The organism is Acetobacterium sp. MES1, assembly GCF_002237635.1.
GTDB classification, from domain to species: Bacteria; Bacillota; Clostridia; order Eubacteriales; family Eubacteriaceae; genus Acetobacterium; species Acetobacterium wieringae.
This window is the reverse complement of record NZ_MJUY01000024.1, coordinates 13,971-38,614: the sequence shown is the minus strand read 5'-3', so window position 1 is coordinate 38,614 and position 24,644 is coordinate 13,971. Positions and strand designations below refer to the sequence as shown.

Below are 24,644 nucleotides of genomic sequence, written 5' to 3'. Positions count from 1 at the left end.
AGAGCCTGAACATCTCTATCTTACATGGAAAGGTGATTTTTGGGTATAACCCTTTTGCCCACCACCCGCATAGCAGGTGGTTTATTATTTCGCACGTTTTGCGTGCTCAACAGACTAAAGTCTAAAATAAAAAGCCGCCTCTCAAGAGAGGCGGCAAGATTGACCAAAAATATTCGTATTTACCTGACGCTATCGAACTGATCAAACAGCACCGCTAAAATATTTTTGGTATTATTATATGTTTAAGGTTTTTATTACAGCTTTTTCAAGAATCCTATCCATACAAGGACATTCGTCTCAAAATCTGCATTTGCTCTGTTTTAAGCTATTAGTCTTCCAACATTTTGGCAACAACACCAGAACCAACAGTACGGCCACCTTCACGAATCGCAAAACGTAAACCTTCTTCGATCGCAATTGGAGTGATCAGGGTGATTTCCATTTGAACGTTATCGCCAGGCATTACCATTTCAACGCCTTCTGGTAATTTGATGACACCCGTTACGTCAGTTGTTCTGAAGTAGAACTGTGGACGGTAGCCGTCGAAGAATGGCGTATGACGTCCACCTTCTTCTTTGGTTAAGACATAGACTTCTGACATGTAGTGGGTATGTGGTTTGATTGAACCTGGTTTAGCCAGTACCTGACCACGTTCGATCTGAGTACGGTCAACACCACGCAGTAACGCCCCTACGTTGTCGCCTGAACGACCTTCGTCCAGTAATTTACGGAACATTTCGATTCCGGTTACTACTGTTTTACGGCTGTCGTGAATACCGACGATTTCAACTTCTTCACCAACTTTAACAACCCCACGTTCGATACGTCCGGTTGCAACAGTTCCTCGACCAGTGATTGAGAAAACATCTTCTACTGGCATCAGGAATGGTTTGTCGGTATCACGTTCTGGATCGGGGATCCAGTTGTCAACAGCTGTCATCAGTTCAACAATTTTGTCGCCCCATTCTCCGTCTGGATCTTCTAACGCTTTTAAAGCAGATCCGGGAATGATTGGGGTATCATCGCCTGGGAATTCGTATTCGTCAAGCAGTTCACGAACTTCCATTTCAACTAATTCCAGTAATTCTTCGTCATCGACCATATCCACTTTGTTTAAGAAAACAACGATGTATGGTACACCTACCTGACGGCTTAACAGGATATGTTCACGCGTCTGTGGCATTGGACCATCGGCAGCACTAACAACCAGGATGGCACCATCCATTTGGGCAGCACCAGTGATCATGTTTTTAACATAATCGGCATGGCCCGGGCAGTCAACGTGTGCGTAATGACGGTTAGCTGTTTCATATTCAACGTGAGCTGTAGAAATGGTGATTCCACGCTCTCTTTCTTCTGGGGCTTTATCGATGTTTTCGAATGCTACGGCTTCACCGGTTCCAAATCGCTTGTTTAATACAGATGTGATGGCCGCTGTTAATGTGGTTTTACCGTGGTCAACGTGACCAATTGTTCCAACATTTACGTGGGGCTTATTTCTTTCAAATTTTGACTTTGCCATTTGTTCTTCTCCTTAAAATTTATTTTATTGATTTATTATTGTTTACGACCTTCTATGATCTGCTCAGAAATTGACTTCGGCACAGCTTCATAGTGTGAGAACTGCATGGTGTAAACGCCACGTCCCTGGGTCTTGCTTCGAAGGGTGGTTGCATAGCCGAACATTTCAGCCAATGGCACCATCCCCTTAATAATCTGGGCACCGCCACGCATTTCCATTCCTTCAACACGACCACGTCGGGAGTTAATATCCCCCATAACGTCACCCATGTATTCTTCCGGAATAACAACTTCCAGTTTGAAAACTGGTTCTAAGATAACCGGATCGGCTTTTCGCATCCCGTTTTTGAATGCCATCGATCCAGCCACTTTAAAGGCCATTTCGGATGAATCCACGTCATGGTAAGAACCATCATAAACGGTAACCTTAAGATCAAGTACCGGATATCCAGCTAACACACCATTACGCATGGCTTCTTCAATCCCCTGATTAATTGGGTTGATGAATTCTTTAGGAATTGATCCCCCAACGGTTTTGTTTTCGAAGATGTATCCAGTACCTGGTTCAACAGGCTCCATGCGGATGAGACAATGACCGTATTGACCACGTCCACCGGATTGACGCGCAAATTTACCTTCAGCGTCAACAGCTTTGGTAATGGATTCTTTGTAAGCAACCTGTGGTGCCCCAACATTAGCTTCAACTTTAAACTCTCGCAGCATTCGGTCAATGATGATGTCAAGGTGAAGCTCACCCATTCCAGAGATGATGGTTTGACCGGTTTCTTCGTCAGTATGAGTTCTGAAAGTTGGATCTTCTTCTGCCAATTTGGCTAAAGCGGTACTCATTTTTTCCTGGCCAGCTTTTGTTTTTGGTTCAATCGCAACATGGATTACCGGTTCCGGGAATTCCATGGACTCCAGAATAATGGGTGCTTTGTCAGAACACAGGGTATCCCCAGTTGAGGTGTCTTTCAAACCAACTGCCGCAGCGATATCCCCGGTATAAACCGTGGTAATCTCTTCACGATGATTGGCGTGCATTTGCAGAATTCGGCCCAGACGTTCTCTTTTTCGTTTTGACGAGTTGAAAACATAGGAACCGGAGTCAATCGTTCCGGAATAGACCCGGAAGAATGCCAGTTTTCCAACAAAGGGGTCAGTCATGATCTTAAATGCCAGTGCTGAGAATGGCTCGTCATCACTTGCTTTACGGCTGTCTTCTTCTTCAGTATCTGGATTGATCCCGGTAATCGCCGGTACATCCAATGGAGATGGCATATAATCCACAACTGCATCCAGTACCAGCTGAACACCTTTGTTTTTATAGGAAGAGCCACAAACAACCGGAATAATATCAACATTCAATGTTGCTTTTCGAATGGCTGTTTTTAACTCATCAATACCGATGTCTTCGCCTTCCAGGAATTTTTCCATGATAGCTTCATCGTGATCAGCGATAGATTCAATCAGTTTTTCACGATATTCTTCAGCCAGTTCTGTCATATCTTCAGGAATATCGACGATATCGATTTTTTCACCTAAGTCATCTTGATAAATCATCGCCTTCATATTCAGAAGGTCAATGATCCCTACAAAATCACTTTCTTTGCCAATAGGTAATTGAATTGGAACAGGATTTGCGTTTAAACGGTCTTCCATCATTTTCAGTACGTTATAAAAATCAGCTCCGGTAATGTCCATCTTGTTGATGTAAGCCATTCGGGGAACATGATATTTATCGGCTTGACGCCATACTGTCTCTGATTGCGGTTCAACGCCACCCTTTGCACAAAAAACAGCGACCGATCCGTCGAGAACGCGCAATGATCGTTCAACTTCTACGGTAAAATCAACGTGTCCTGGTGTATCAATGATATTGATCCGGTTGTCTTTCCAAAAACACGTGGTTGCTGCCGAGGTAATGGTAATACCTCTTTCTTGTTCCTGTTCCATCCAGTCCATTTGGGAAACCCCATCATGGGTTTCTCCAATTTTATGGATTTTTCCGGAATAGAACAGAATTCTTTCTGTGGTAGTGGTTTTTCCTGCATCAATATGTGCCATAATACCTATATTTCTTGTTTTTGCTAAACTATACTCTCTTGACACAGATGCTTTCCTCTCTTATTTCTAAATCTAAACAAATTACCAACGATAATGTGCAAAAGCTTTATTCGCTTCAGCCATAGCGTGGGTATCATCTTTTTTCTTAACAGCTGCACCACTATTATTGAGTGCATCCATAATTTCGCCAGCTAAACGATCCTTCATGGTTTTTTCAGATCTTTTTCTGGAGTAATTAACTAACCAACGAAGACCCAAAGCCTGCTTACGCTCAGCACGGATTTCCATTGGTACTTGATAGGTTGCACCACCAACACGGCGAGCTTTTACTTCTAAAACAGGTGTGATATTGGCAAGGGCTTCCTGGAATGCTTCCAGTGCATCTTTACCAGTTTTTTCAGTAACTTTTTCAAATGCATCGTAAACGATTTTCTGGGCAACACCTTTTTTCCCATCTAACATGATGTTGTTGATTAATTTGGTTACAACAATACTTCCATAGATTGGATCAGGTAAAACTTCTCTTTTTGGAACAGGTCCTTTTCTAGGCACTTTACTTCCCTCCTTAACATTTTATGTTCATCGGTACTCGACATCCAACGTTTCGTTGTTGTGCGTATAGCGTCTCTAACATATATTTGGTCTCGATCAATTTAAATAACGAGCGCTTGAATATGCAGCACTATGCACTACTACTTTTTAGGCTTCTTAGCCCCGTATTTGGATCGAGCTTGTCTACGAGCGTCAACACCAGCGGTATCAAGCGCACCACGGATAATTTTGTAACGAACCCCTGGTAAATCCTTAACACGTCCGCCTTTTACCAGAACAATACTATGTTCCTGCAGATTGTGTCCAATACCTGGGATATAAGCGGTTACTTCCATTCCGTTAACGAGACGAACTCTGGCGATTTTTCGAAGCGCCGAGTTTGGTTTCTTTGGTGTGGATGTTCTAACTGCTGTACATACGCCTCTTTTTTGAGGGTTTGCTTTCAAAGCTGGAGTTTTGGTTTTTTCATCCAGACTTTTTCTTCCTTTTTTTACAAGCTGATTAATGGTAGGCATTTAGTCCTGCACCTCCTTTTAATAATAATATATCAATAATCGAAACGATTATTAATGACTTGTTTTAAACCAGGGTTATCTTGACGACAACCCCGGTTAGTGTTATTTAATAATCGCAATGACAGCGGCAGCTCGATCAATTCCGCCAGCTTTTCCGAGTCCCACCTTGGTTTCAACTCGTTCCACTGTGATCTGATGGCTGTCACAACATTCAACGATGCTTTTTTTGATACTTTCATCAGTATCTTCTGCCAAAATGACTTTAAGTGCTTTTCCTTCTTTTACAGCTTTGAGAGTTTGTTTCATTCCAATCACTTTTGAAACATCAACAAATTGATTCATCGGTTCCTCCTTCTTGCTGTCTGCGTGTTTCGATAAACACACCTAATAACTATACCTGTTTGAGCCTTAAATGTCAAGAATTATTCTTTAGTTAAGAAATCCAGATCGAAGATATCAAGATCAGTAATAATGGCATCTTCGGTTTCTTCCTGTTCTTCCTCAACATAGGCATTTAAGATATCATCATCAAAAACAATATCCAGAGATTCAGCGCTGCTGTCTTCTTCAAGCATATCTTCGTACACGTCGTCTTCTTCCCGTTCATAAACCAGATCAACGTCACCATACATCTTAACTCCGGTACCAGCGGGTACCAATTGACCAATGATAACATTTTCTTTCAGACCGATCAGTGGGTCAACTTTGCCTTTAATGGCGGCATCGGTTAATACCCGAGTGGTTTCCTGGAAGGATGCGGCTGACAAGAATGAATCGGTTGCCAATGAGGCTTTAGTGATCCCCAACAGTTCCCGACTGGCTGTGGCTTCCTCGCCGCCTTCTTCCCGGGCGGCTTTGTTTTCTTCTTCAAAACTGAAAATATCCACTAAGCTGCCGGCCAGTAAATTGGTATCGCCAGGATTTTCAACCTTAACTTTTCTGAGCATCTGACGGATAATGACTTCCAGATGCTTGTCACCAATGTGTACACCCTGCATACGGTAAACTTTCTGAACTTCCTGAAGCAGGTATTGTTGTACATGGTCAATCCCCTGGATTCTTAAGATATCACTTGGATTAATTGAACCTTCGGTGATTTCATCCCCGGCAGCTAATTGATCGCCAGTGTGAACCCGCAGTCGCGAGCCGTACGGAATCAGGTAAACCTTCATTTCACCGTCTGCACCGGTAACAACCGCCTCAGTTTTTTTCTGGTTATCCTGAATTTCCACCCGTCCGTCGATTTCTGAAATGATCGCCTGGCCTTTTGGTTTTCGAGCTTCAAAAAGCTCTTCGATACGGGGGAGACCCTGGGTGATATCGTCGGCGGAAGCAACCCCACCAGTATGGAAGGTACGCATGGTCAGCTGGGTTCCCGGCTCCCCAATCGACTGAGCAGCAATAATCCCTACCGCTTCACCGATTTCTACTGGTCGCCAGGTGGTTAAATCAACCCCATAGCATTTTTTACAAACCCCATATTTGGACTGACAATTAAAGGCCGCCCGAATTAATACTTTTTCGATGCCGGCTTTTTCGATGTTCTGAGCCATTTCTGTCGAGATGATTTCACCAGCCGGAGCCAGTATTTCACCGGTTTCCGGATGCTTCACATCTTCAAAGGCATAGCGCCCGACCAGTCGTTCCTGGAGGGTTTCGATGATTTCACCGTGATCATTGATGGTTGATACTTCATAACCGCGGGTCGTCCCACAGTCATCTTCCCGGACAATGACATCCTGGCTGACATCAACCAGACGTCTTGTCAGATACCCGGAATCGGCGGTTCTAAGCGCAGTATCGGCCAGACCTTTTCGGGCTCCATGGGTGGAAGAGAAGAACTCGAGCACATTCAGCCCTTCACGGAAGTTAGAACGAATCGGCAATTCGATGATACGACCACTCGGGTTGGCCATCAGACCACGCATCCCGGCCAGCTGCCGAATCTGGTTCTTGCTACCTCGGGCCCCGGAGTCGGCCATCATATTGATCGGGTTCAGATCCTCGAGGTGATCAAGTAGTGCATCAGTAACCTCATCGGTGGCTCTGTTCCAGATTTCAACGACGTTGTTGTAACGTTCTTCATCACTGATAAACCCTTGACGGTAAAGCATCATATTTTCGGTGATCTTATCATCGGCCTTTGAAAGGATTTCCTCTTTATTTTTCGGAACTTCCATATCACTGACCCCAACGGTAATCGCACCACGAGTTGAGAATTTAAAACCTAAGCGCTTGATTTCATCCAGCACTTCCGATGTTTTGGTCGGTCCGAAGGTTTTGTAGCATCGCTCAACGATTTCTGAGAGAACTTTCTTATTCACTTGGCGGTCGATTTCCAGTTTAAACTGATCTTCGATGGTTTCCCGTTTTACAAAACCTAATTCCTGAGGAATAATGGTGTTAAAAATAAATCGTCCTACCGTCGCTTCAACCAGACGGGTCACCGTTTCGCCATCGATCTCTTTAGCAATCCGTACCTTAACCATGGCGTGCAGATCGACATCCTTGTTGAAGTAAGCCATTTCCATTTCGTCCAGATCTCTAAAGATACTACCAGTACCCTTGCCATCTTTTTTGTAGATGGTCATGTAGTAGGTTCCCAGAATCATATCCTGGGTTGGTGCCACAACCGGGGTTCCATCCTGGGGCTTAAGAATATTATTGGATGCCAGCATCAGGAAGCGGGCTTCGGCCTGGGCTTCAACCGATAAGGGCACATGAACCGCCATCTGATCGCCGTCAAAGTCGGCATTATAGGCAGTACAAACCAGGGGATGAAGCTTAATCGCTTTCCCTTCAACCAGAATCGGTTCAAAAGCCTGAATCCCCAGACGATGGAGGGTCGGGGCCCGATTAAGCAGTACTGGATGTTCCTGAATAACATCTTCCAGTACATCCCAAACAATCGGATCGAGTTTTTCAACCATTTTTTTTGCACTTTTAATATTTTGTGACAGGTTACGGCCCACCAGTTCCCGCATTACAAACGGTTTAAACAGTTCTATGGCCATTTCTTTAGGTAAACCGCATTGGAACATTTTCAGATCCGGTCCAACAACGATAACCGAACGGCCCGAGTAGTCAACCCGTTTTCCCAAAAGGTTCTGACGGAATCGACCCTGTTTCCCTTTAAGCATGTCACTGAGGGATTTAAACGGACGGTTACCCGGTCCGGTGACAGCCCGGCCACGACGCCCATTGTCAATCAGGGCATCGACTGCTTCCTGAAGCATCCGTTTTTCATTTTGAACAATGATATCCGGCGCATCCAGTTCCAGCAGTTTTAGCAGACGGTTGTTACGGTTAATGACCCGACGGTACAGATCGTTGAGATCGGAGGTCGCAAAACGGCCCCCATCGAGCTGTACCATTGGCCGCAATTCCGGTGGGATAACTGGAATGGTTTCAAGAATCATCCACTCCGGACGGTTATTGGAACTGCGAAACGCTTCAACAGCTTCCAGTCGTCGGGCAACCCGGATTTTTTTCTGACCGGAACTGCCTTTGAGTTCTTCTTTGAGTACTGCTGATTCCTGATCAAGGTCAACCAGTTTCAAAAGTTCCTGAATCGCTTCGGCACCAATGCTGGCGGTAAACTTATTGCCGAATTGACTTTTTGCTTCTTTATATTCCGCTTCGGTTAAAATTTGTTTGAAATCAAAATTACTTTCACCGGGATCAGTGACCACATATGCAGCAAAATAAATAATTTTTTCCAGATTTCGGGGCGACATTTCCAGGATCAATCCCATTCGACTGGGGATGCCTTTAAAATACCAGATATGTGATACTGGAGAAGCCAATTCAATATGACCCATCCGTTCACGTCTGACCTTTGCCTTAGTTACTTCAACCCCACAGTTTTCACAGACAATGCCCTTATGGCGAATACGCTTGTACTTGCCACAATTACACTCCCAGTCTTTCTGCGGTCCAAAAATTTTCTCACAAAACAACCCCTCTTTTTCCGGTTTCAGGGTTCTATAATTAATGGTTTCCGGTTTTTTTACTTCTCCACGTGACCACTCTCTGATTTTCTCAGGTGAGGCCAATCCGATCTGTAAGGATTTGAAGGTGAATTCCTCGTTTAACAAATGGCTTCGCTCCCTTCTGTTTTGAATTTATTAATATAAGTCATCTTCGAATTCGTCATCATCAATGCTCTTAATCTGGAAGCTATCTTCCAATTTCACGTCATCACCAATTTCGGAAAGTTCAGTACTGCCGATTTCGATGGCCAGTTCTTCGAGCGGATCCCGCTCATCCATTTCGTCATCCAGAATCTTGACAACTTCCTGGTCATTAAGGATGTTCACATCCAGACCCAAACTCTGGAATTCTTTCATCAGTACCTTAAATGACTCGGGAATACCTGGTTTTGGTATGTTTTCACCTTTGACAATGGCTTCATAGGCTTTAACCCGGCCAACGACGTCATCGGACTTAATCGTTAAAATTTCCTGCAGGGTATGGGCGGCGCCGTAGGCTTCGAGCGCCCATACTTCCATCTCTCCAAAACGCTGGCCTCCGAATTGAGCTTTACCGCCCAACGGCTGCTGGGTAACTAAAGAGTAGGGTCCGGTTGAACGGGCATGCATTTTATCATCAACCAAATGGTGAAGCTTAAGGATATACATGTATCCAACCGTTACCTTATTATCAAACGGTTCCCCGCTGCGGCCATCATAAAGCTGAATCTTACCATCTTCCGGTAAGCCCGCCTGATTGAGCAGATCCATAATGTCCTGTTCATTAGCCGGGTCAAAAACTGGGGTGGCAATATGCCAGCCGATGGATCGCATCGCCAGTCCCAGATGAACTTCCAGTACCTGACCGATGTTCATTCGCGAAGGTACCCCCAGCGGATTAAGAACAATTTCCAGGGCGGTACCATCCGGCATAAATGGCATATCTTCTTCCGGCAGGATACGGGAAATAACCCCTTTGTTTCCATGCCGTCCAGCCATTTTATCTCCAACCGAGATTTTACGTTTAACCGCAATCAGAACCCGCACCAGGGTATTAACCCCCGGTTTTAAATCTTCATCTTTATTTTCTCTTGAGAAGACCTTAACATCCAGAACAATCCCCGATTCGCCATGGGGAACTTTTAATGAGGTATCCCGGATTTCCCGGGCTTTTTCGCCAAAGATCGCGCGGAGCAATTTTTCTTCAGCAGACAGGTCCGTTTCACCCTTCGGTGTAACCTTCCCAACCAGAATATCGTCCGATTTAACCTCGGCACCGACAAAGATAATCCCCCGTTCATCGAGGTTCTTCAGCGCATCTTCGCTGACGTTGGGAATATCCCGGGTGATTTCTTCCGGTCCCAGTTTGGTTTCCCGGGCTTCGGCTTCAAATTCTTCAATATGAATCGAGGTAAAGACGTCTTCCTTTAACAACTTTTCGTTGATCAGAATGGCATCCTCGTAGTTGTAACCTTCCCAGGTCATAAAGCCCATCAGAATGTTGCGACCCAGAGCCAGTTCACCCATTTCGGTGGACGGACCATCGGCAATGATTTCGCCCGCCTGAACATATTGACCTCTATTGACCAACGGTTTATGGTTCATACAGGTACCCTGGTTTGAGCGTTTAAATTTAAGCAAGGTGTATTTATCGAGTTCGCCATTATCGGTGCGGATATGAATAGCAGCAGCTTCCACCCGTTCAATGGTACCGGCTCGTTTGGCAATAACACAAACACCGGAGTCTTTGGCGGCCTTATGCTCCATTCCCGTCCCGATAACCGGAGCTTTGGGAATCAGCAGCGGTACCGCCTGACGTTGCATGTTGGCCCCCATCAGGGCCCGGTTGGCATCATCATTTTCAAGGAAGGGAATCAGGGATGTCGCCACCGAAACAATCTGTTTCGGCGAAATATCCATATAATCGACCCGATCCGGAGGAATCAGTACGAAGTCCCGCTTGCTGCCGGCACGACCAGTAACCTGTTTGCGGATAAAACGGTTGTTTTCATCCAATGGTTCATTGGCCTGGGCAATGGTGTAACGGCCTTCTTCATCGGCTGCCAGATAATGAATTTCATCGGAAACCACGCCATCATAAACCTTCCGGTAGGGGGCTTCGATAAAACCGTACTCATTCACCCGGGCGTAGGTACTAAGGGAACCGATTAGTCCAATGTTGGGACCTTCAGGAGTTTCAATTGGACACATCCGACCGTAATGACTATGGTGGACGTCTCGAACCTCAAAACCGGCCCGCTCACGGCTTAACCCGCCAGGACCCAATGCTGATAAACGACGCTTATGGGTCAGTTCGGCCAATGGGTTGGTCTGATCCATAAACTGGGACAACTGGGAGCTACCGAAAAATTCTTTTAAGGCGGCATTAACCGGACGGGTGTTGATTAAACCCTGAGGGGTTAAAATCTCATCATCCTGAACTGACATTCTCTCCCGTACCACCCGTTCCATTCGGGACAAACCGATTCTAAACTGATTTTGCAGCAATTCGCCGACCGAACGCAAACGACGGTTGCCCAAATGGTCAATATCATCAATAGCGCCGATGTCATAATCCAAACCAATAATATAAGAGATCGAGGCATGGAGATCGGAGATCAGCACATGCTTGGGAACCAGCTCATCCATCCGCTTTTTAAGCGATTTTTTCTTTTCTTCATCAGTCATGTCTGATTCTAAAATTTCTTTTAGTACTTCATAGCAGACAAATTCTTTGATGTCCAGATCACTGATGTCAAAGGGTAGGTCCTGGGCATTGATGTCGACAAAACCGTTACCGATAACCCGAACTGCCTTATCATCCACCCGGACATCAACCACGTTGATCCCGGAATTTTGGATATCGGTGGCGATATCATTGGAAATAATTTCGCCTTCTTCCACATAAACTTCCCCGGTTTCCGGATTAACGACAGCCTGGGCGGCCCGCTGACCGGCAATTCGGGTAGCCAGGGCTAATTTCTTATTGTATTTATGACGGCCGACCTTGGCCAGGTCATAGCGGCGATCATCAAAAAACATCGAGTTAAGCAGGGATTGGGCACTTTCCACCGTTGGTGGCTCACCGGGTCGCAGTCTTTTGTAGATTTCAATCAGACCATCCCGGGTTGATTTCATATTGTTATTTTCATCTTTTTTGATCGTTTCAATCAGTCGGTAATCATCACCGTAAAAATCAAGAATTTCCTGATTGGTTCCCAAACCCAGGGCCCGAATCAGTGCTGTGATCGGTAATTTACGGGTTCGGTCAATTTTAACGTACATGATGTCATTAGAATCTGTTTCGTATTCCAACCAGGCCCCACGATTGGGAATAACCTGGGCTGAAAACAGTTTTTTCCCCAGTTTATCACGGCTCAAGGAAAAATAGGCGCCTGGTGATCGCACCAGCTGGCTGACAATAACCCGTTCCGCTCCATTGACAATGAAGGTTCCGGTTTCGGTCATTTTATGCAAATCGGCCATATAAACCTTTTGCTCTTTAACTTCGTTCTTTTCTTTATTAATTAAACGAACTGTTACTTTTAATGGTATAAAGTAGGTTTGATCCCTTTCTTTACACTCCTCCACTGAATACTTCGGTTTTCCCTCAATGGAATAATCCACGAATTCTAAAACCAGATTTCCCGTGTAGTCTTCGATTTTATCAATATCGTCAAAAACCTCTTTGAGTCCTTTTTCGATAAACCAGTTGTATGAATCTTTCTGAACCTCGATCAGGTTCGGCATTTCAATAACTTCTTTGATTTTAGAAAAGCTTTGGCGTGTTCTTAAACCATCTTTTTCAGGATGCAACATTACCATCCAATATCACCCCTCGCAAAAATACTCAGCAACGGATTACCCCAAAACGACTCGCGTCGAGCCTGTAGGTATCCCAAATTTGCCTGTTGTGTTTCATCTCGCCTTGTGTTATGATTAGACCGTAATCAATTTCATATCCGCTGACTCCGACATGTTTCCCCTTTGATCAGTTATTCATGACCGAGTCGCAAATGCTTCCGTTGATGCCGCTAAAATTGACGACAAGGATGCATTCTAACCTTATTTTTAAAGATACCAATGCAATTTTATATGCTATCACAAAATTTTATTTTTGTCAAATCTATTTTTGCATTCAAAAAGCCTTCCGGCTCACTGACGGAAGGCTTTTTTTCGGACTTTTTTACAATTGGCTCAACAATATTTTTTGAGCCGGTATTTTTTGGGGGCTTTCTTTTTCTGATCGCGCAGGATGCTGCTTAAAAATGCCTGGGTGCGTTTTTCTTTGGGATGGATAAAAATATCTTCCGGGGTCCCCTCTTCAAGGATGGTTCCCGAATCCATAAAGACCACCTTGTTGGCGACTTCCCGGGCAAAACCCATTTCGTGAGTCACCACCACCATCGTCATGTGCTCGTTGGCCAGGCTTTGCATAACGCTTAATACTTCGCCAGTCAGTTCCGGATCCAGAGCCGAGGTCGGTTCATCAAAAAGCAGAATATCGGGGTTCATCATCAACGCCCGGGCAATGGCCACCCGTTGTTTTTCTCCACCGGACAGGGTCGAGGGCATGGCATCAATCCGATCCAATAGGCCGACCTTATTAAGATAGGCTTCAGCACGGGTATTCATCGCAACCACTTCTTCTTTTTTGACGACCTTGGGCGCCAGTTCCAGATTCTGGCGAACGGTGAGGTGGGGAAACAGATTAAAGTGCTGAAAGACCATCCCCATTTTCATGATAATGGTGCGGATCTCCGGGGCACTGGGGTAGACGCCATCTTTTAACAAAGGCTTTCCTTCCATGATAATGTCACCGCTGTCAGCCTTCTCGAGATCGATGAGGCAGCGTAGCAATGTCGATTTACCCGATCCGGATGACCCGATGATGGCCATCACATCGCCCTTATTGACGGTAAACGAGATGTCTTTTAAGACGTGATTGTTCCCAAAACTTTTATTGAGTTGATTGACTTTTATAATTTCCATCGTTTTCCTCTAGAACTCGTATTTGTTTTCAAGCTTTTTAAACACCATCGTGATCACAAAATTGATCAGCAGATACAGGGCTCCCGCCACCAGAAAAGCAAAGGTATCGCCATCCCGGTTAACTGAGGTTTTGGCATAGTGAAGAATCTCCGCTACCCCAATAACCGTGACCAGGGCGGTGTCTTTGACCAGCGTGATGGTTTCATTACTGATCGCCGGCAAGCAGACCCGAATCATCTGGGGGATCACCACCCGGGTCATCGTTTCTATTTTGGTCAGCCCCAGCACTTTAGCCGCTTCGTACTGTCCCTTATCAATGGCCAGCAGACCGCCCCGGAAGATTTCTGCGAAATAAGCCGCATAGTTCATACAAAAGGCGATGCAGGCCGCAGTAAAGCGTTCAAATACAAGGTAGTCTCCCACCACCGGCAGCAGCGGCAGGCCAAAATAAACAAACATGATCTGGAGCAAGAGCGGTGTCCCCCGGACCACATAAATATAACCCTTGGCAAATGATTTAACCGGCGCTATCCGACTTCGGGCCATCAGGGTAAACATAAAACCCAGCGGTAGCGAACAGACAATGGTGACCGCAAAAACACTGAGCGTAATCACCATCCCCTGCAACATCGGCACGGTGATATTTGATAAATAAATATAAAAATCTGACATTTTTTTCTCCTGAGGAATGAATTAAAGTTATGGTATCACCAGTCATAAAAAAATCGGATCGAAACGATCCGATTTCTAAAAACTGATTGTTTTCTGTTAGTTTGCTTTGTAGATAATGTCTTCACCAAACCATTTGGTCGAAATGGTGGCGGCGGTGCCATCAGCAATCATCGCATCCAGAGCATCCTGAACCTGAGTCAGCAGCTGGGTGTTTCCTTTTTTAATTCCAACACCGTACAGTTCGGGTGATAAGCTTTCGCTTAAGATGACAAACTCGGCATTTTCAGAGGTAATGTAGTAGCGGGCGACAATGGAGTCTACCACAACAGCATCGATTCGGCCAATGCCCAGATCGCTCAGGGCCGATACATTTTCCGGGTATTCATTTAAGGCTGCTGCCTCTTTGCTGATCGGGTCAGCTGTAAAGGCATCATAAGCTGAAGAACCTTTTTGAACCCCAACATTTTTACCGGCTAAATCGGCTTTGGTTTTAATCGGAGAATCTTTTTTGACTACAATCACCTGATCATTTTCCAGGTAGGGTGCAGTGAAATCCATAGCTTGCTTACGTTCGTCGGTGATGGTTAAGCCATTCCAGATGACATCGATATTACCGGAATCCAGTTCCAGTTCCTTGGTGTCCCAGTTGATCGGTTGCAGAACCACTTCCATGCCCATTCGCTTACCAACTTCTTTGGCCAGATCGACATCGAAACCAACAATTTCGTTTTTGTCATCTCTAAAGCCCATTGGTGGGAAGGAGTCATCCAAGCCGACCACAAAGGTCTTGTCGTCATTGTTTGCATTGTCTTCAGTTTTTTTAGCAGTGCTGCTGCAACCGGCAAATAATCCGGCAACCAGAACGACTACCAGCATCAGGCCAAGTATACTTCTTTTTTTCATTCCTTTTAGTCCTCTTTTCCTAATATAATCTGAGGCTATTATACACTTTATCACTGTGCATTGCTAGTCCTTTACATCAAAATTTTTAGGATAATGCCAGAAATCATCCCTGGATTATTTTAGCCAACCGGCTGACCGGTTCACGGCTTTATCCCAGAATCCGCATAATTCCTGACGTTTGGAATCATTGATTTGCGGTTCAAAACGTTTTTCAATTTTCCAGAATTGGCCGATTTCTTCAAAGCTGTCCCAGTAGCCCACTGCCAATCCGGCGGCGTAGACGGCTCCCAGGGTGGTAGTTTCGGTGATTACCGGCCGCTCTACTGGAACCCCCAAAATATTTGCCTGAAACTGCAGCAAAAAATCACTTTTGGCACCACCGCCGTCAGCTCTTAGTCTGGTCAGTTTAAAGCCGGACTTCTTTTCCATCACATTAAAGGCATCCTTGACCTGGAAGGCCATCGACTCCAGAGCCGCCCGGGCAATGTGCTGTTTGGTGGTTCCCCGGGAGATCCCGATAATGGTGCCCCGGGCATAGGAATCATAATAGGGTGCCCCTAATCCGACAAAGGCCGGTACAAAATAAACTCCCATACTGTCCTCAACCTGCCGGGCTAATTCCTCAGCCTCTTTGGCATCATCAATAATACCCAGGCCATCCCGCAGCCATTGGAGCACCGCCCCAGAAACATCAGCCATTCCTTCCAGACCGTAATCGGTTCGGCCCTTGGCACTCCACAAAACCGGAGAGAAAACTCCGTCTGATGGGGGAACATATTTATCACCGGTATTCATCACCATGAAGGAACCGGTGCCGTAGGTGTTTTTGGCCATTGCCTTTTCCAGACAGCCCTGACCAAAGGCCGCCGCCTGCTGATCGCCCAGGATACCCGCCACCGGCACGGCAACACCAAAGAAAACCGCCGGATCAGTCAGGCCATAAACCTCACTGGATGTTCGCAGCTCCGGTAGAATTTCCCGGGGAATCGCCAGTTCATTTAAGATCCACTCATCATAGTCCAGGGTTCGGGCGTTTTGCAGCAGCGTCACGGAGGCATTGGAATAATCAGTGACATGGGCCTGGCCACCGGTCAGCTTCCATACCAGCCAGGTGTCAATGGTGCCATACAGCAGTTCCCCGTTTTCGACGCCGGTTCGGACTTTGGGGTCGTGATCCAGCAGCCAGCGGATTTTGGTGGCCGCATCATTGGGGACAATGATCATCCCGGTGCGATCGATAATCCCAGCCCCGTCTTTGGCTTCCAGGGCTTCGCAGATCTCCAGGGTGCGGCGATCCTGCCAGACAATCGCCCGACAAACCGGCTGACCGGTATTTTTATCCCAAAACACCGTGGTTTCCCGCTGATTGGTAATCCCAATCGCTTCAATTTGTTGAGGTTTGATGTTCCCCTTTTGCAGGGCTTCGTCCACCATTTTTAGGGTAACCGCCCAGATTTCATTGGCATCATGTTCAACCCAGCCAGACTGGGGAAAGTGTTGGGTGAATTCCGAGTAAGCTTGCGAAATGATATTGACCGCTTTGTCGAAAATCATGACCTTTACGCCAGTGGTGCCTTCATCAATTCCTAAAATATACTTCATTATCCTTCTCCATTCTTTATTTTTGATACACGATTTTACCCTTAAAAATCGTCATCGCCACTTCAATCTCTTTAATCGTTTCCGGTGCTACCGCAAGCGGATTCTGATTGAGCACCGTAATATCCCCAGCTTTGCCTGGACTAAGACTTCCCCGGATTTTTTCTTCTCTGGCCGTATAAGCGCCATCAATCGTAAAGAGTCGCAGGGCCTCGACGGGACTGATGGCGTTCCCGGAATAGGGCGGATTAACCGCCGCATGGATGCCCAACAGCGGATTGATGGGGGTGACATTGGAATCGGAGCCGCCATTGACGACCAAACCGGCATCCAGCAGTTCCCGCAGGGGATAAGCCCGGCGGTTGCGTTTTGGCCCCACCCGTTCTTCATAAACACTGTCGGGACCACCCCGTAAATAGGTAAAGACTGGCTGAGTAGAAATCACGGCGCCCAGGGCGGCCGCCCGTTTTATGTCGCAGCTATCGGGAAAGCCGAAGTGTTCAATCCGGAAACGGTGATCCGGCATCGGAACCTTAGCCAGGGCTTGTTCCAGACAATTCAACACCTGCGTGATGGCCCGCTGGCCGATGGCATGAAACCCGGTCTGCAACCCAGCTCGATGGGCATCTTCGATGTAGTTTATGATCCATTCATCGGAAAAATAAAGCTCGCCCACCGAGGTGGGATCATCGCTATAGGCTTCTTTAAAAGCTGCCGTCCGGGAACCAATTGAACCATCCAGAAGAATATCGGTGCCAATGATTTTAAGATTTTGGGCGACAACATCCGCCACTCGGGTGCTGCACCAGTGGAGCACCACATGAATGGGCAGTTCTTCGATGATCTTTAAAAACACCGGAATGTCGTGATCCGAAGACAGATCCCCACCTTCCATGGCATGAATGGTGGTGACCCCCATGGCCACAGCGATTTGGGCCGTATGGCGGATGGCCGTTTCCCGCTGGGCCCAGCTCATCTTGTCAAAAAAATACTTCCGGGCGTGGCTGTTGGCCTGACTGTGCAGCCGACCTGATAAATTCCCGGCGGCATCCCGACCGAGTCCGTCTTCGGCTTCGCCAATGGCCATCAATTCCATGGCGATGGTATTGACCTGGGTATAGTGCAGCCCCCGATCCACCAGATATACTGGTCGCTCTTTAAAACAGCTATCCAGCTCGGCAGCAGTGGGCGGTCTTTTTTCCACCAGCCGGGATTCATCCAGACCATAGCCAAAAATCCATTCGCTGGAATCACCTGTCTGTTCCTTTACCAATGTTTCCAGCACCTCTTTAACCGCCCGGCAATGATAAAGATTAATCCCAATGGCCGACAAGCCGGTGCTCATCATGTGCACGTGGCAATCGTGAAGCCCCGGGATAAACGTTTTGCCACCCAGATCGATAATCTGCGCCCCTTCGCCTGCTGCCAGATTTTTTATTGCCGGAGATGCTCCGATTTTCTCGATGACGCCATCCTTTATATAAATGCCCTGGCACGACGGTTGATTCGCATCCATGGTCACCCCAATACCGTTTATCAGGGCCAATTTGTTTTCCATAGCAGCCTCCTTTTTCCCTTTAACGCCATGGTTTAATTCAGAAAGGCGGCATCGCTGCCGCCATTTTTCTTTACCCCAGGATCTTTTTAACTTCGGCGGCAACTGCTTTGCCGAGGGCGGCATGACCATCGGCGCCGAGATGAAGACCGTCGATCGCACTGACCTTGGCCACCGTGGCGGCATCAAAGAAAGGTACGCCCCGGCTTTCCGCCACACCCTGATAGAATTTGGCCATCTCCATTGATTTTTCCCGATTACCAGCAAACATCACGCTAAAGATGCCCTCTTCAATGGGACCCAGCGGTGGTGGCGCAATAAAGAGAACCTTTGGACCATCGGGACCAAAAGCACCAACCTGGGCCAGAGTTTTATCGAGAATCAGACTGGCACCATTGGCAATATCCTGAGCCGTCACGGTATAACGGCATTTTAAATCATTGGTACCGATCATAATAATCACCAGATCCAGCGGTGCATGACTGTCCAGCAGGGGAATAATATGCTGCTTGCCACAGCGGTATTCTTCAATCGGATCATCCCAGACAGTGGTTCGGCCATTTAATCCTTCGGGAATCACTTTGTAATCACTGCCCAGTTCCTGCTGGAGGACACCAGCCCAGCGAACCTCATCCGGCCAGCGTTTAATCACGTCAACCAGATCATTGGATGGGTCCCATCCCCAGGTGTTTGAATCGCCAAAAATCATTACGTTCTTCATGAATTTTCCTCCATTTATATAAATTTTTGATACCAATAGAAAGCCTCAGGTTTCCAGATTCCATAAATCCAGATTGCTGGTAGCGACGGCTGCCACGCCAATGGCCATGGCTCCGGCGATTTGTTCGGCGGTTGTCATTAAACCGCCCAGGATGATGGGTGTTGTGGCTTCACTTTTTATCTCCCGGACAAGCTGCCGGGGGATGGTTCCCGGCATCAGAATAACCACATCCGGCTGTTGTTCTTTGATATTCGCTAAACCACTACGGCAGGCATCGGAATCAATGACAAAAAATCCGAAAGCGGCAAACATACCGGCCTCTTTGATATATTTCACACAGGGTGCCTTCATTGTAATGACGCAGTCAACGCCGCAGTTTGCCATATACTGAATACCCATTTTATCCCGGGCGATTCCTTTAATTGAGTCCTGGTGGACCATCACCTTTTTCCCAAAACGATGAATATGCCCCACCAGTTGTGGCAGGGTGTTGACATCGCCCAATTTAAGCATGATCCAATCCGCCCCGGTTTCTGCCATGGCATAAAGCAGTTCTTTGCGCTGATGAACCGAGGGGATCACCGGTTTGCTTTTAAATGGCTTGTTTGTATTTTTTGTTTCCACAGGCATTCCTTTCTCAGTACTCACTTCCCGATGTTCCACGCCCCGTTGCCTGATCGCTTTTTTGCTCCTTGGGCTTTTGCCGCCCTCCGGCGATTGTCCCGGTTTTTTCCGGTACTTATTTCAAACGTGAAAAAAGTCCGCATCATACTGGGGCACAGCCGGACATTCCGGCGTGACGCACCACAGTATCATACGGACATCTCTTAAACTCTTGCCCTGTTGGTATTCTTTTGTAATGGTTTACTATCTTTTATTTTATGCTTATTCCGCGATATTGTCAAGGTCGATTTGCTATATTTACACGAAGCAGCTGTAAGGATTATGGCATGTGTTTATAGAAAACTTCCAACATCGCCGCACTGGAGGCTGATCCCGGATCCCGATGACCGATGGCCCGTTCACCTAAACGCATGGCCCGACCTTTTTTGGCAACCAGTGGCACTGTTGAGTCGGATCCCTGAGCCCCAACTTCCATGGCTATTTTCATCGCTTCTTTGGGGGAGCACCCGTCATCGTGATAGGCTTTTTTCATGGCATCAACCGCCGGACGCAGGGTATCAACCATGGTTGCATCGCCAACCACTGCTTTGCCACGCTTTTCGATGATGGCCACACCAGACTCCATCATCTCAATGAATTCATCGAAGGTCACCTCATCTTTGCCCTTGACCGGTAGACCAAACTTCATAAAAAAGCCCCCATACAATGGACCAGCGGCTCCGCCAACCTTGTCCAGCAAGGCTGTCCCGGCATTTTTAAAGATAGTGTTAATATCTTCTGATTTCCATTCTTCCAGATTTTTACTGACTTCACGAAAACCAATGCTTAAATTCATGCCGTGATCGCCGTCGCCGATGGCGGAATCCAATTGAATGAAGTATTCCTTTTTTTCTTCTGCCATTTCAATAAGGTCTTCAATGACTGCAATAAAATAGTCTTTATTTAAGATATAATCGCTCATATTCTTTCTCCTGACAATGGATTAATGGGCAGTCTTCTGACCGCCCATTTGGTTTGTTATTAAGATTTAGGGTTATGTTATTAAGAAATTGTTATTTAAGAATAGATTTTGATCGTTTATTTTTCTGGGATTCGGGCTTAAAACTGTTTAAAATAAGGAGTATCGCAGGGATAATCCAATAATTCTTTGATCTCGTCGTCCAGCTTGACAAGGGTGACCGACATGCCAGCCATATCCATCGAGGAAGCATAGGAACCGATCAGGGATTTGTAGATGGTAATACCCTTTTCTGCCAGGATCTCGGCAACCCGACGGAAGCAGATATGAAGATCCATCAGCGGCGTGGCGCCGAGGCTATTGACCAGGACGTATACTTCATCGCCAGCTGTATAAGGGAGATCCGCCAGAATTGGTGCCATAATTTGGTCAATGACCTTGTCCGCTGGTTCAATTTTGCCCCGACGAACCCCAGGTTCACCATGGATACCCATGCCGATTTCCATGTCACCGTCTTCCATTTCAAAAATCGGGCCGCCTTTAGATGGCAGGGTGGCTGAGGACATCGCCACACCCATCGTGCGGGTAACATCGTTGCACTTTTTAGCAACAGCGACCACTTCATCTAAATCACCGCCCATTTCCGCCTTGGCTCCAGCTACTTTAAAGACAAAGAAATCTCCGGCAATCCCCCGACGATCTTCAATGTTCTCTGAAGAAATAACATCATCAGTAATCAATACGGTTTCGACTCGGATGCCGTCTTCTTCGTCGGCTTTTTCAGCACCCATATCAAAGTTCATGACATCACCGGCATAGTTCCCGTAAAGATAGATGCAACCCTTTCCGGTATCCACCGCTCTAACCGATGCATAGCAAGGATCAGGCGATGGAGAGGTATTAATGTTACCAATAACCGCCGCATCAGCAAAGCCTTTGCCCACATAACCTAAAAACAAGGGTTCATGTCCGGAGCCACCGCCGATAATCACGCCGACCTTGTCTTTTTGCTTGGCACTTTTGCTGACGACCACCCGCCCCTGGGCTTCTGATGCCTGATCCAAAACCACATGATCTTTGTGGGCCGTTACATAACCGGCCAGCATTTCTTCTACTACATCATAGGGATCATTGATTAATCGTTTCATTTCATCCTCCTGAAAAAATAATTTGTATACGTTTTCTTAAAAGCAAGAACCATGCCAAAATAAATACTCGTTACCTAGCCATTTGACACTATTTCATTGCCGGACTCCGGGGATTTTCTGCCCGCCCGGGTATTATTTACCCATTTTTTGTTTTTTTTAACACACTTTTCTGAGGGTCGCCCCTTCTTTCGCGGTTGCAATGATCTGTTCCAGATCATTGCAGATGGTTGCCTGAACCACACCACCAATAACCCCTTCAACCAACGGGGCATCAACAATATGAACCTTTTCCTGGATCGCATCATCCAGCATTTCGATGGCCGTTTCGCTACACAAAACGGCACTGCCCAAATCGACAAAAATAAGAATATGATCACATTTGGTAAGTGATTCAATCGCCGCTTTGATTTTTAATGTATTGGTGCCAATCCGACCACCGTCAGCGCCACCAGCTGCGATGACATCGACGCTGCCGTCATTCATTTCCATCACAATATCACGCAGCCCTTCGGCCAGCTTTTCGCTATGGGACACAATAATTACGCCTGTCATTTTTCTTCCTCCTTTCGCTTATTTACCCATTCCATTGTCACGTGGCAAATTTCTCTTTGTAACCAGAATTATCTATCAGCTCTCTGTTTTAATGCCACGGTGAATCGTGTTATCAGGTATTCTGAAAGCTAGTAATAGCAAATAACGTGCCAATTCTATTTGAGTTGATATTTATCCGCTTTTTTAGAAATTGTTTTATGATCCAAACCCAGTGCCTGACCGGCTTTGCGGAAACTGCCATGTTTTTTCAGGGCCTGTTCGATCAACCACCGTTCCATTTCCGCAAAGGTGGGGAGATCATCCCCATCCGATGAAAACGTCTTCTCCCGACAGTTTAGGTCACTTCCCTGATCACACAGATAGGCGGGCAAATCCGCAATGGTGATCCACTCGTTATTTGACAGGGTCATACCCCCTTCAATCAGATTTTCCAGTTCCCGGACATTTCCCGGGAAGTGATAGTTTTCCAGGGCGGTCAGGGCATCTTTTCTGATGGCGCATTTGGGCAGATCATATTTTTTGCTGATTTTCTCGGTAAAATATTCCACCAGCAGGGGAATGTCGCCCTTCCGTTGCCTTAGCGGCGGCAGCATTACGGTAATGACATTGAGGCGATAATAGAGATCCCGTCTGAAGCTGCCTTCCTGCATCATCGCTTCCAGGGGGCTGTTGGTGGCGGCAATCACCCGGACATCGATTCTGATCGGCTTAACCCCACCAATGCGTTCGATTTCCTGCTCCTGGAGCACCCGCAGCAGCTTGGCCTGCATGGCCTTGTCCATATCACCGATTTCATCAAGAAAGATCGTACCGCCGCTGGCAATTTCAAACTTGCCCCGTTTTTCTTTATAAGCGCCGGTAAAGGCCCCCTTTTCATAGCCGAACAATTCGCTTTCCAGTAAATTGGAGGGGATGGCGGCGCAATTCATCCCCACAAAGGGCTTGTCACTCCGGGCGCCAGCCCGGTGAATGGCCCGGGCCACCAGTTCTTTACCAGTGCCGCTTTCGCCCCGGATCAGCACCGCCGCATCGGTCCGGGCGGCCTTTGAGGCCACTGTCAGACTCTCAATCAGGGCGCCACTCTTGCCGATGATGTTATCAAAGGATTGATTGAGGCCCTCTTTTTTGGCCAGTTCTTCCTGAAGATACTGGGTTTTCTGAGACAGCAGTTCAATCCGGTCGGCCAGCTTGGCAATTTCGGTCAACTCCCGGGCGACCACCACATTGCCTCTGAATTTGGCATCAATCATAATCGGACGGGCATGCATGATAAACTCCCGGCCGTCGGTGGTGGAAAGAATGATCTCCTCTTTTCCGGCAAAAAACGGATCGCCGAATTTTTCTTTGGGAAAGAGTTCCTGAATCTTTCTGGTTAGAACCCGGGTCCCTTCCTTCTTGAACATTTTGACAAAGGGGTGGTTCACATAAGTAATTTCCCGACAGCGGTTAATCATGCAGATGCCATCGTCGACGGTTTCAAGAATGTTATTGAATTTTTCTTTTAATTCTTTGACACTGTGGAGTTCCCAGGACAGCTCCTCAAGCTGGGAAATATCCTGAAACACCACCACCCCGCCAACCACCTCTTCATCAACAATGATGGGACTCTTGTTGGTAATGACCCACTTGTTGCCGATCTTGTGTTTCAAGCCGAGATTTTCACACTTGGAATGGAGCAGGTCGTTGAGATTAAAGTTGGGCACCCATTCATCACCCTTTTTTCCGATAATATCCTTGGCCTTGATGCCGGTGATTTCCTCGGCTGCCCGGTTGAAAATATTGATGATGCCATTGCTGTCCATGGCGATCAGACCGTTATTGATGCTTTCAAAAATCTTTTCACTGGCCAGGGTATTTTCCTGGAGGATGCTGTCAATGGCTTCGGTTTCCGGTATTTCCAGCTCGGGCGTCTGGCCCAGAAACGACGCCAGCCGGAACACCGCCTCCTCACTGCCACTGTCACTGCTATACACTTCCACCATCTCGCCATTTTTAACTTTCAGGGAAACCAGTGGCAACACACTGTTGCAGGGCACCCCCTCCTGAGAATTAATCCGCCGCAAATAGAGCTGGCAGTCCCAGATCTTTTCAAACTTCTGGGACTGCCGGGCAACCATCGCCGCCACCCGGGTATGCAAGCCATTTTTATTTTTTATGATAATCCGCTGGGTCTTTTCCATCAAAACCTCCCTGTCTTTTCATGGGCCGACATTCTGTCATATTTTCCATTCACTTTTACTTAATTTCTATTTCGCGCAAATGATTCTATACTTTACAAACCCAAAACTCTGTGC

At 46.7% G+C, this 24,644-nt stretch carries 18 protein-coding genes; all 18 read right to left on the bottom strand.

Going from position 1 to position 24,644, the window contains the following annotated elements; all coding sequences use genetic code 11:
• Positions 1–328 precede the first annotated feature (328 nt).
• The 18 genes from tuf to BI182_RS08335 all read right to left on the bottom strand — a co-directional run bounded on the left by tuf (position 329) and on the right by BI182_RS08335 (position 24,530).
• Entirely contained in the window at positions 329–1,522 is a 1,194-nt protein-coding gene (gene tuf / locus BI182_RS08420) for an elongation factor Tu (RefSeq protein ID WP_070372670.1), read from the bottom strand.
• Positions 1,523–1,557: 35 nt separating this feature from the next.
• Complete coding sequence (fusA, locus tag BI182_RS08415; RefSeq protein WP_070372669.1) at positions 1,558–3,633, bottom strand: elongation factor G; 2,076 nt, start codon at positions 3,631–3,633, stop codon at positions 1,558–1,560.
• A gap of 36 nt (positions 3,634–3,669) precedes the next feature.
• Entirely contained in the window at positions 3,670–4,140 is a 471-nt protein-coding gene (rpsG, locus tag BI182_RS08410) for a 30S ribosomal protein S7 (protein ID WP_070372668.1), read from the bottom strand.
• A 140-nt stretch (positions 4,141–4,280) separates the two neighbouring features.
• Positions 4,281–4,655, bottom strand: a complete 375-nt coding sequence (gene rpsL, locus BI182_RS08405; RefSeq protein WP_070372667.1) for a 30S ribosomal protein S12 — start codon at positions 4,653–4,655, stop codon at positions 4,281–4,283.
• 102 nt (positions 4,656–4,757) lie between these two features.
• Complete coding sequence (locus tag BI182_RS08400) at positions 4,758–4,997, bottom strand: L7Ae/L30e/S12e/Gadd45 family ribosomal protein (protein ID WP_070372666.1); 240 nt, start codon at positions 4,995–4,997, stop codon at positions 4,758–4,760.
• Between the two features lie 80 nt (positions 4,998–5,077).
• Positions 5,078–8,752 carry a DNA-directed RNA polymerase subunit beta' gene (gene rpoC, locus BI182_RS08395; protein WP_286806822.1) on the bottom strand — a complete coding sequence of 1,225 codons (3,675 nt, stop codon included), beginning with the start codon at positions 8,750–8,752 and terminating at the stop codon, positions 5,078–5,080.
• A 30-nt stretch (positions 8,753–8,782) separates the two neighbouring features.
• Complete coding sequence (gene rpoB / locus BI182_RS08390) at positions 8,783–12,445, bottom strand: DNA-directed RNA polymerase subunit beta (RefSeq protein ID WP_286806827.1); 3,663 nt, start codon at positions 12,443–12,445, stop codon at positions 8,783–8,785.
• Positions 12,446–12,823: 378 nt separating this feature from the next.
• Positions 12,824–13,618, bottom strand: coding sequence for an amino acid ABC transporter ATP-binding protein (locus BI182_RS08385; RefSeq protein WP_070372664.1), 795 nt, complete (start codon positions 13,616–13,618; stop codon positions 12,824–12,826).
• Positions 13,619–13,627: 9 nt separating this feature from the next.
• Positions 13,628–14,290 carry an amino acid ABC transporter permease gene (locus BI182_RS08380; protein WP_070372663.1) on the bottom strand — a complete coding sequence of 221 codons (663 nt, stop codon included), beginning with the start codon at positions 14,288–14,290 and terminating at the stop codon, positions 13,628–13,630.
• A 96-nt stretch (positions 14,291–14,386) separates the two neighbouring features.
• A complete protein-coding gene (locus BI182_RS08375; RefSeq protein ID WP_148638502.1) occupies positions 14,387–15,193 on the bottom strand; it encodes an amino acid ABC transporter substrate-binding protein in 807 nt (268 codons plus the stop codon).
• 114 nt (positions 15,194–15,307) lie between these two features.
• The gene (gene glpK / locus BI182_RS08370; protein ID WP_286806821.1) at positions 15,308–16,795 is read right to left on the bottom strand and encodes a glycerol kinase GlpK; all 1,488 of its coding nucleotides are present in this window, start codon (positions 16,793–16,795) and stop codon (positions 15,308–15,310) included.
• A 16-nt stretch (positions 16,796–16,811) separates the two neighbouring features.
• On the bottom strand, positions 16,812–18,350 hold the full coding sequence (locus BI182_RS08365; protein WP_286806820.1) for an amidohydrolase: 1,539 nt from the start codon (positions 18,348–18,350) through the stop codon (positions 16,812–16,814).
• Between the two features lie 70 nt (positions 18,351–18,420).
• The gene (locus BI182_RS08360; RefSeq protein WP_286806818.1) at positions 18,421–19,068 is read right to left on the bottom strand and encodes an SGNH/GDSL hydrolase family protein; all 648 of its coding nucleotides are present in this window, start codon (positions 19,066–19,068) and stop codon (positions 18,421–18,423) included.
• A 45-nt stretch (positions 19,069–19,113) separates the two neighbouring features.
• Positions 19,114–19,692, bottom strand: a complete 579-nt coding sequence (locus tag BI182_RS08355; RefSeq protein WP_286806817.1) for a glycerol-3-phosphate responsive antiterminator — start codon at positions 19,690–19,692, stop codon at positions 19,114–19,116.
• A 319-nt stretch (positions 19,693–20,011) separates the two neighbouring features.
• Positions 20,012–20,653 carry a dihydroxyacetone kinase subunit DhaL gene (gene dhaL, locus BI182_RS08350; protein ID WP_148638498.1) on the bottom strand — a complete coding sequence of 214 codons (642 nt, stop codon included), beginning with the start codon at positions 20,651–20,653 and terminating at the stop codon, positions 20,012–20,014.
• A 137-nt stretch (positions 20,654–20,790) separates the two neighbouring features.
• Positions 20,791–21,798, bottom strand: a complete 1,008-nt coding sequence (locus tag BI182_RS08345; RefSeq protein WP_070372656.1) for a dihydroxyacetone kinase subunit DhaK — start codon at positions 21,796–21,798, stop codon at positions 20,791–20,793.
• A gap of 156 nt (positions 21,799–21,954) precedes the next feature.
• Positions 21,955–22,350 (bottom strand): dihydroxyacetone kinase phosphoryl donor subunit DhaM, encoded by a 396-nt coding sequence (dhaM, locus tag BI182_RS08340; protein ID WP_070372655.1) that lies wholly within the window; start codon positions 22,348–22,350, stop codon positions 21,955–21,957.
• A gap of 155 nt (positions 22,351–22,505) precedes the next feature.
• Positions 22,506–24,530 (bottom strand): sigma 54-interacting transcriptional regulator, encoded by a 2,025-nt coding sequence (locus BI182_RS08335; protein WP_228879519.1) that lies wholly within the window; start codon positions 24,528–24,530, stop codon positions 22,506–22,508.
• Positions 24,531–24,644: the final 114 nt, after the last annotated feature.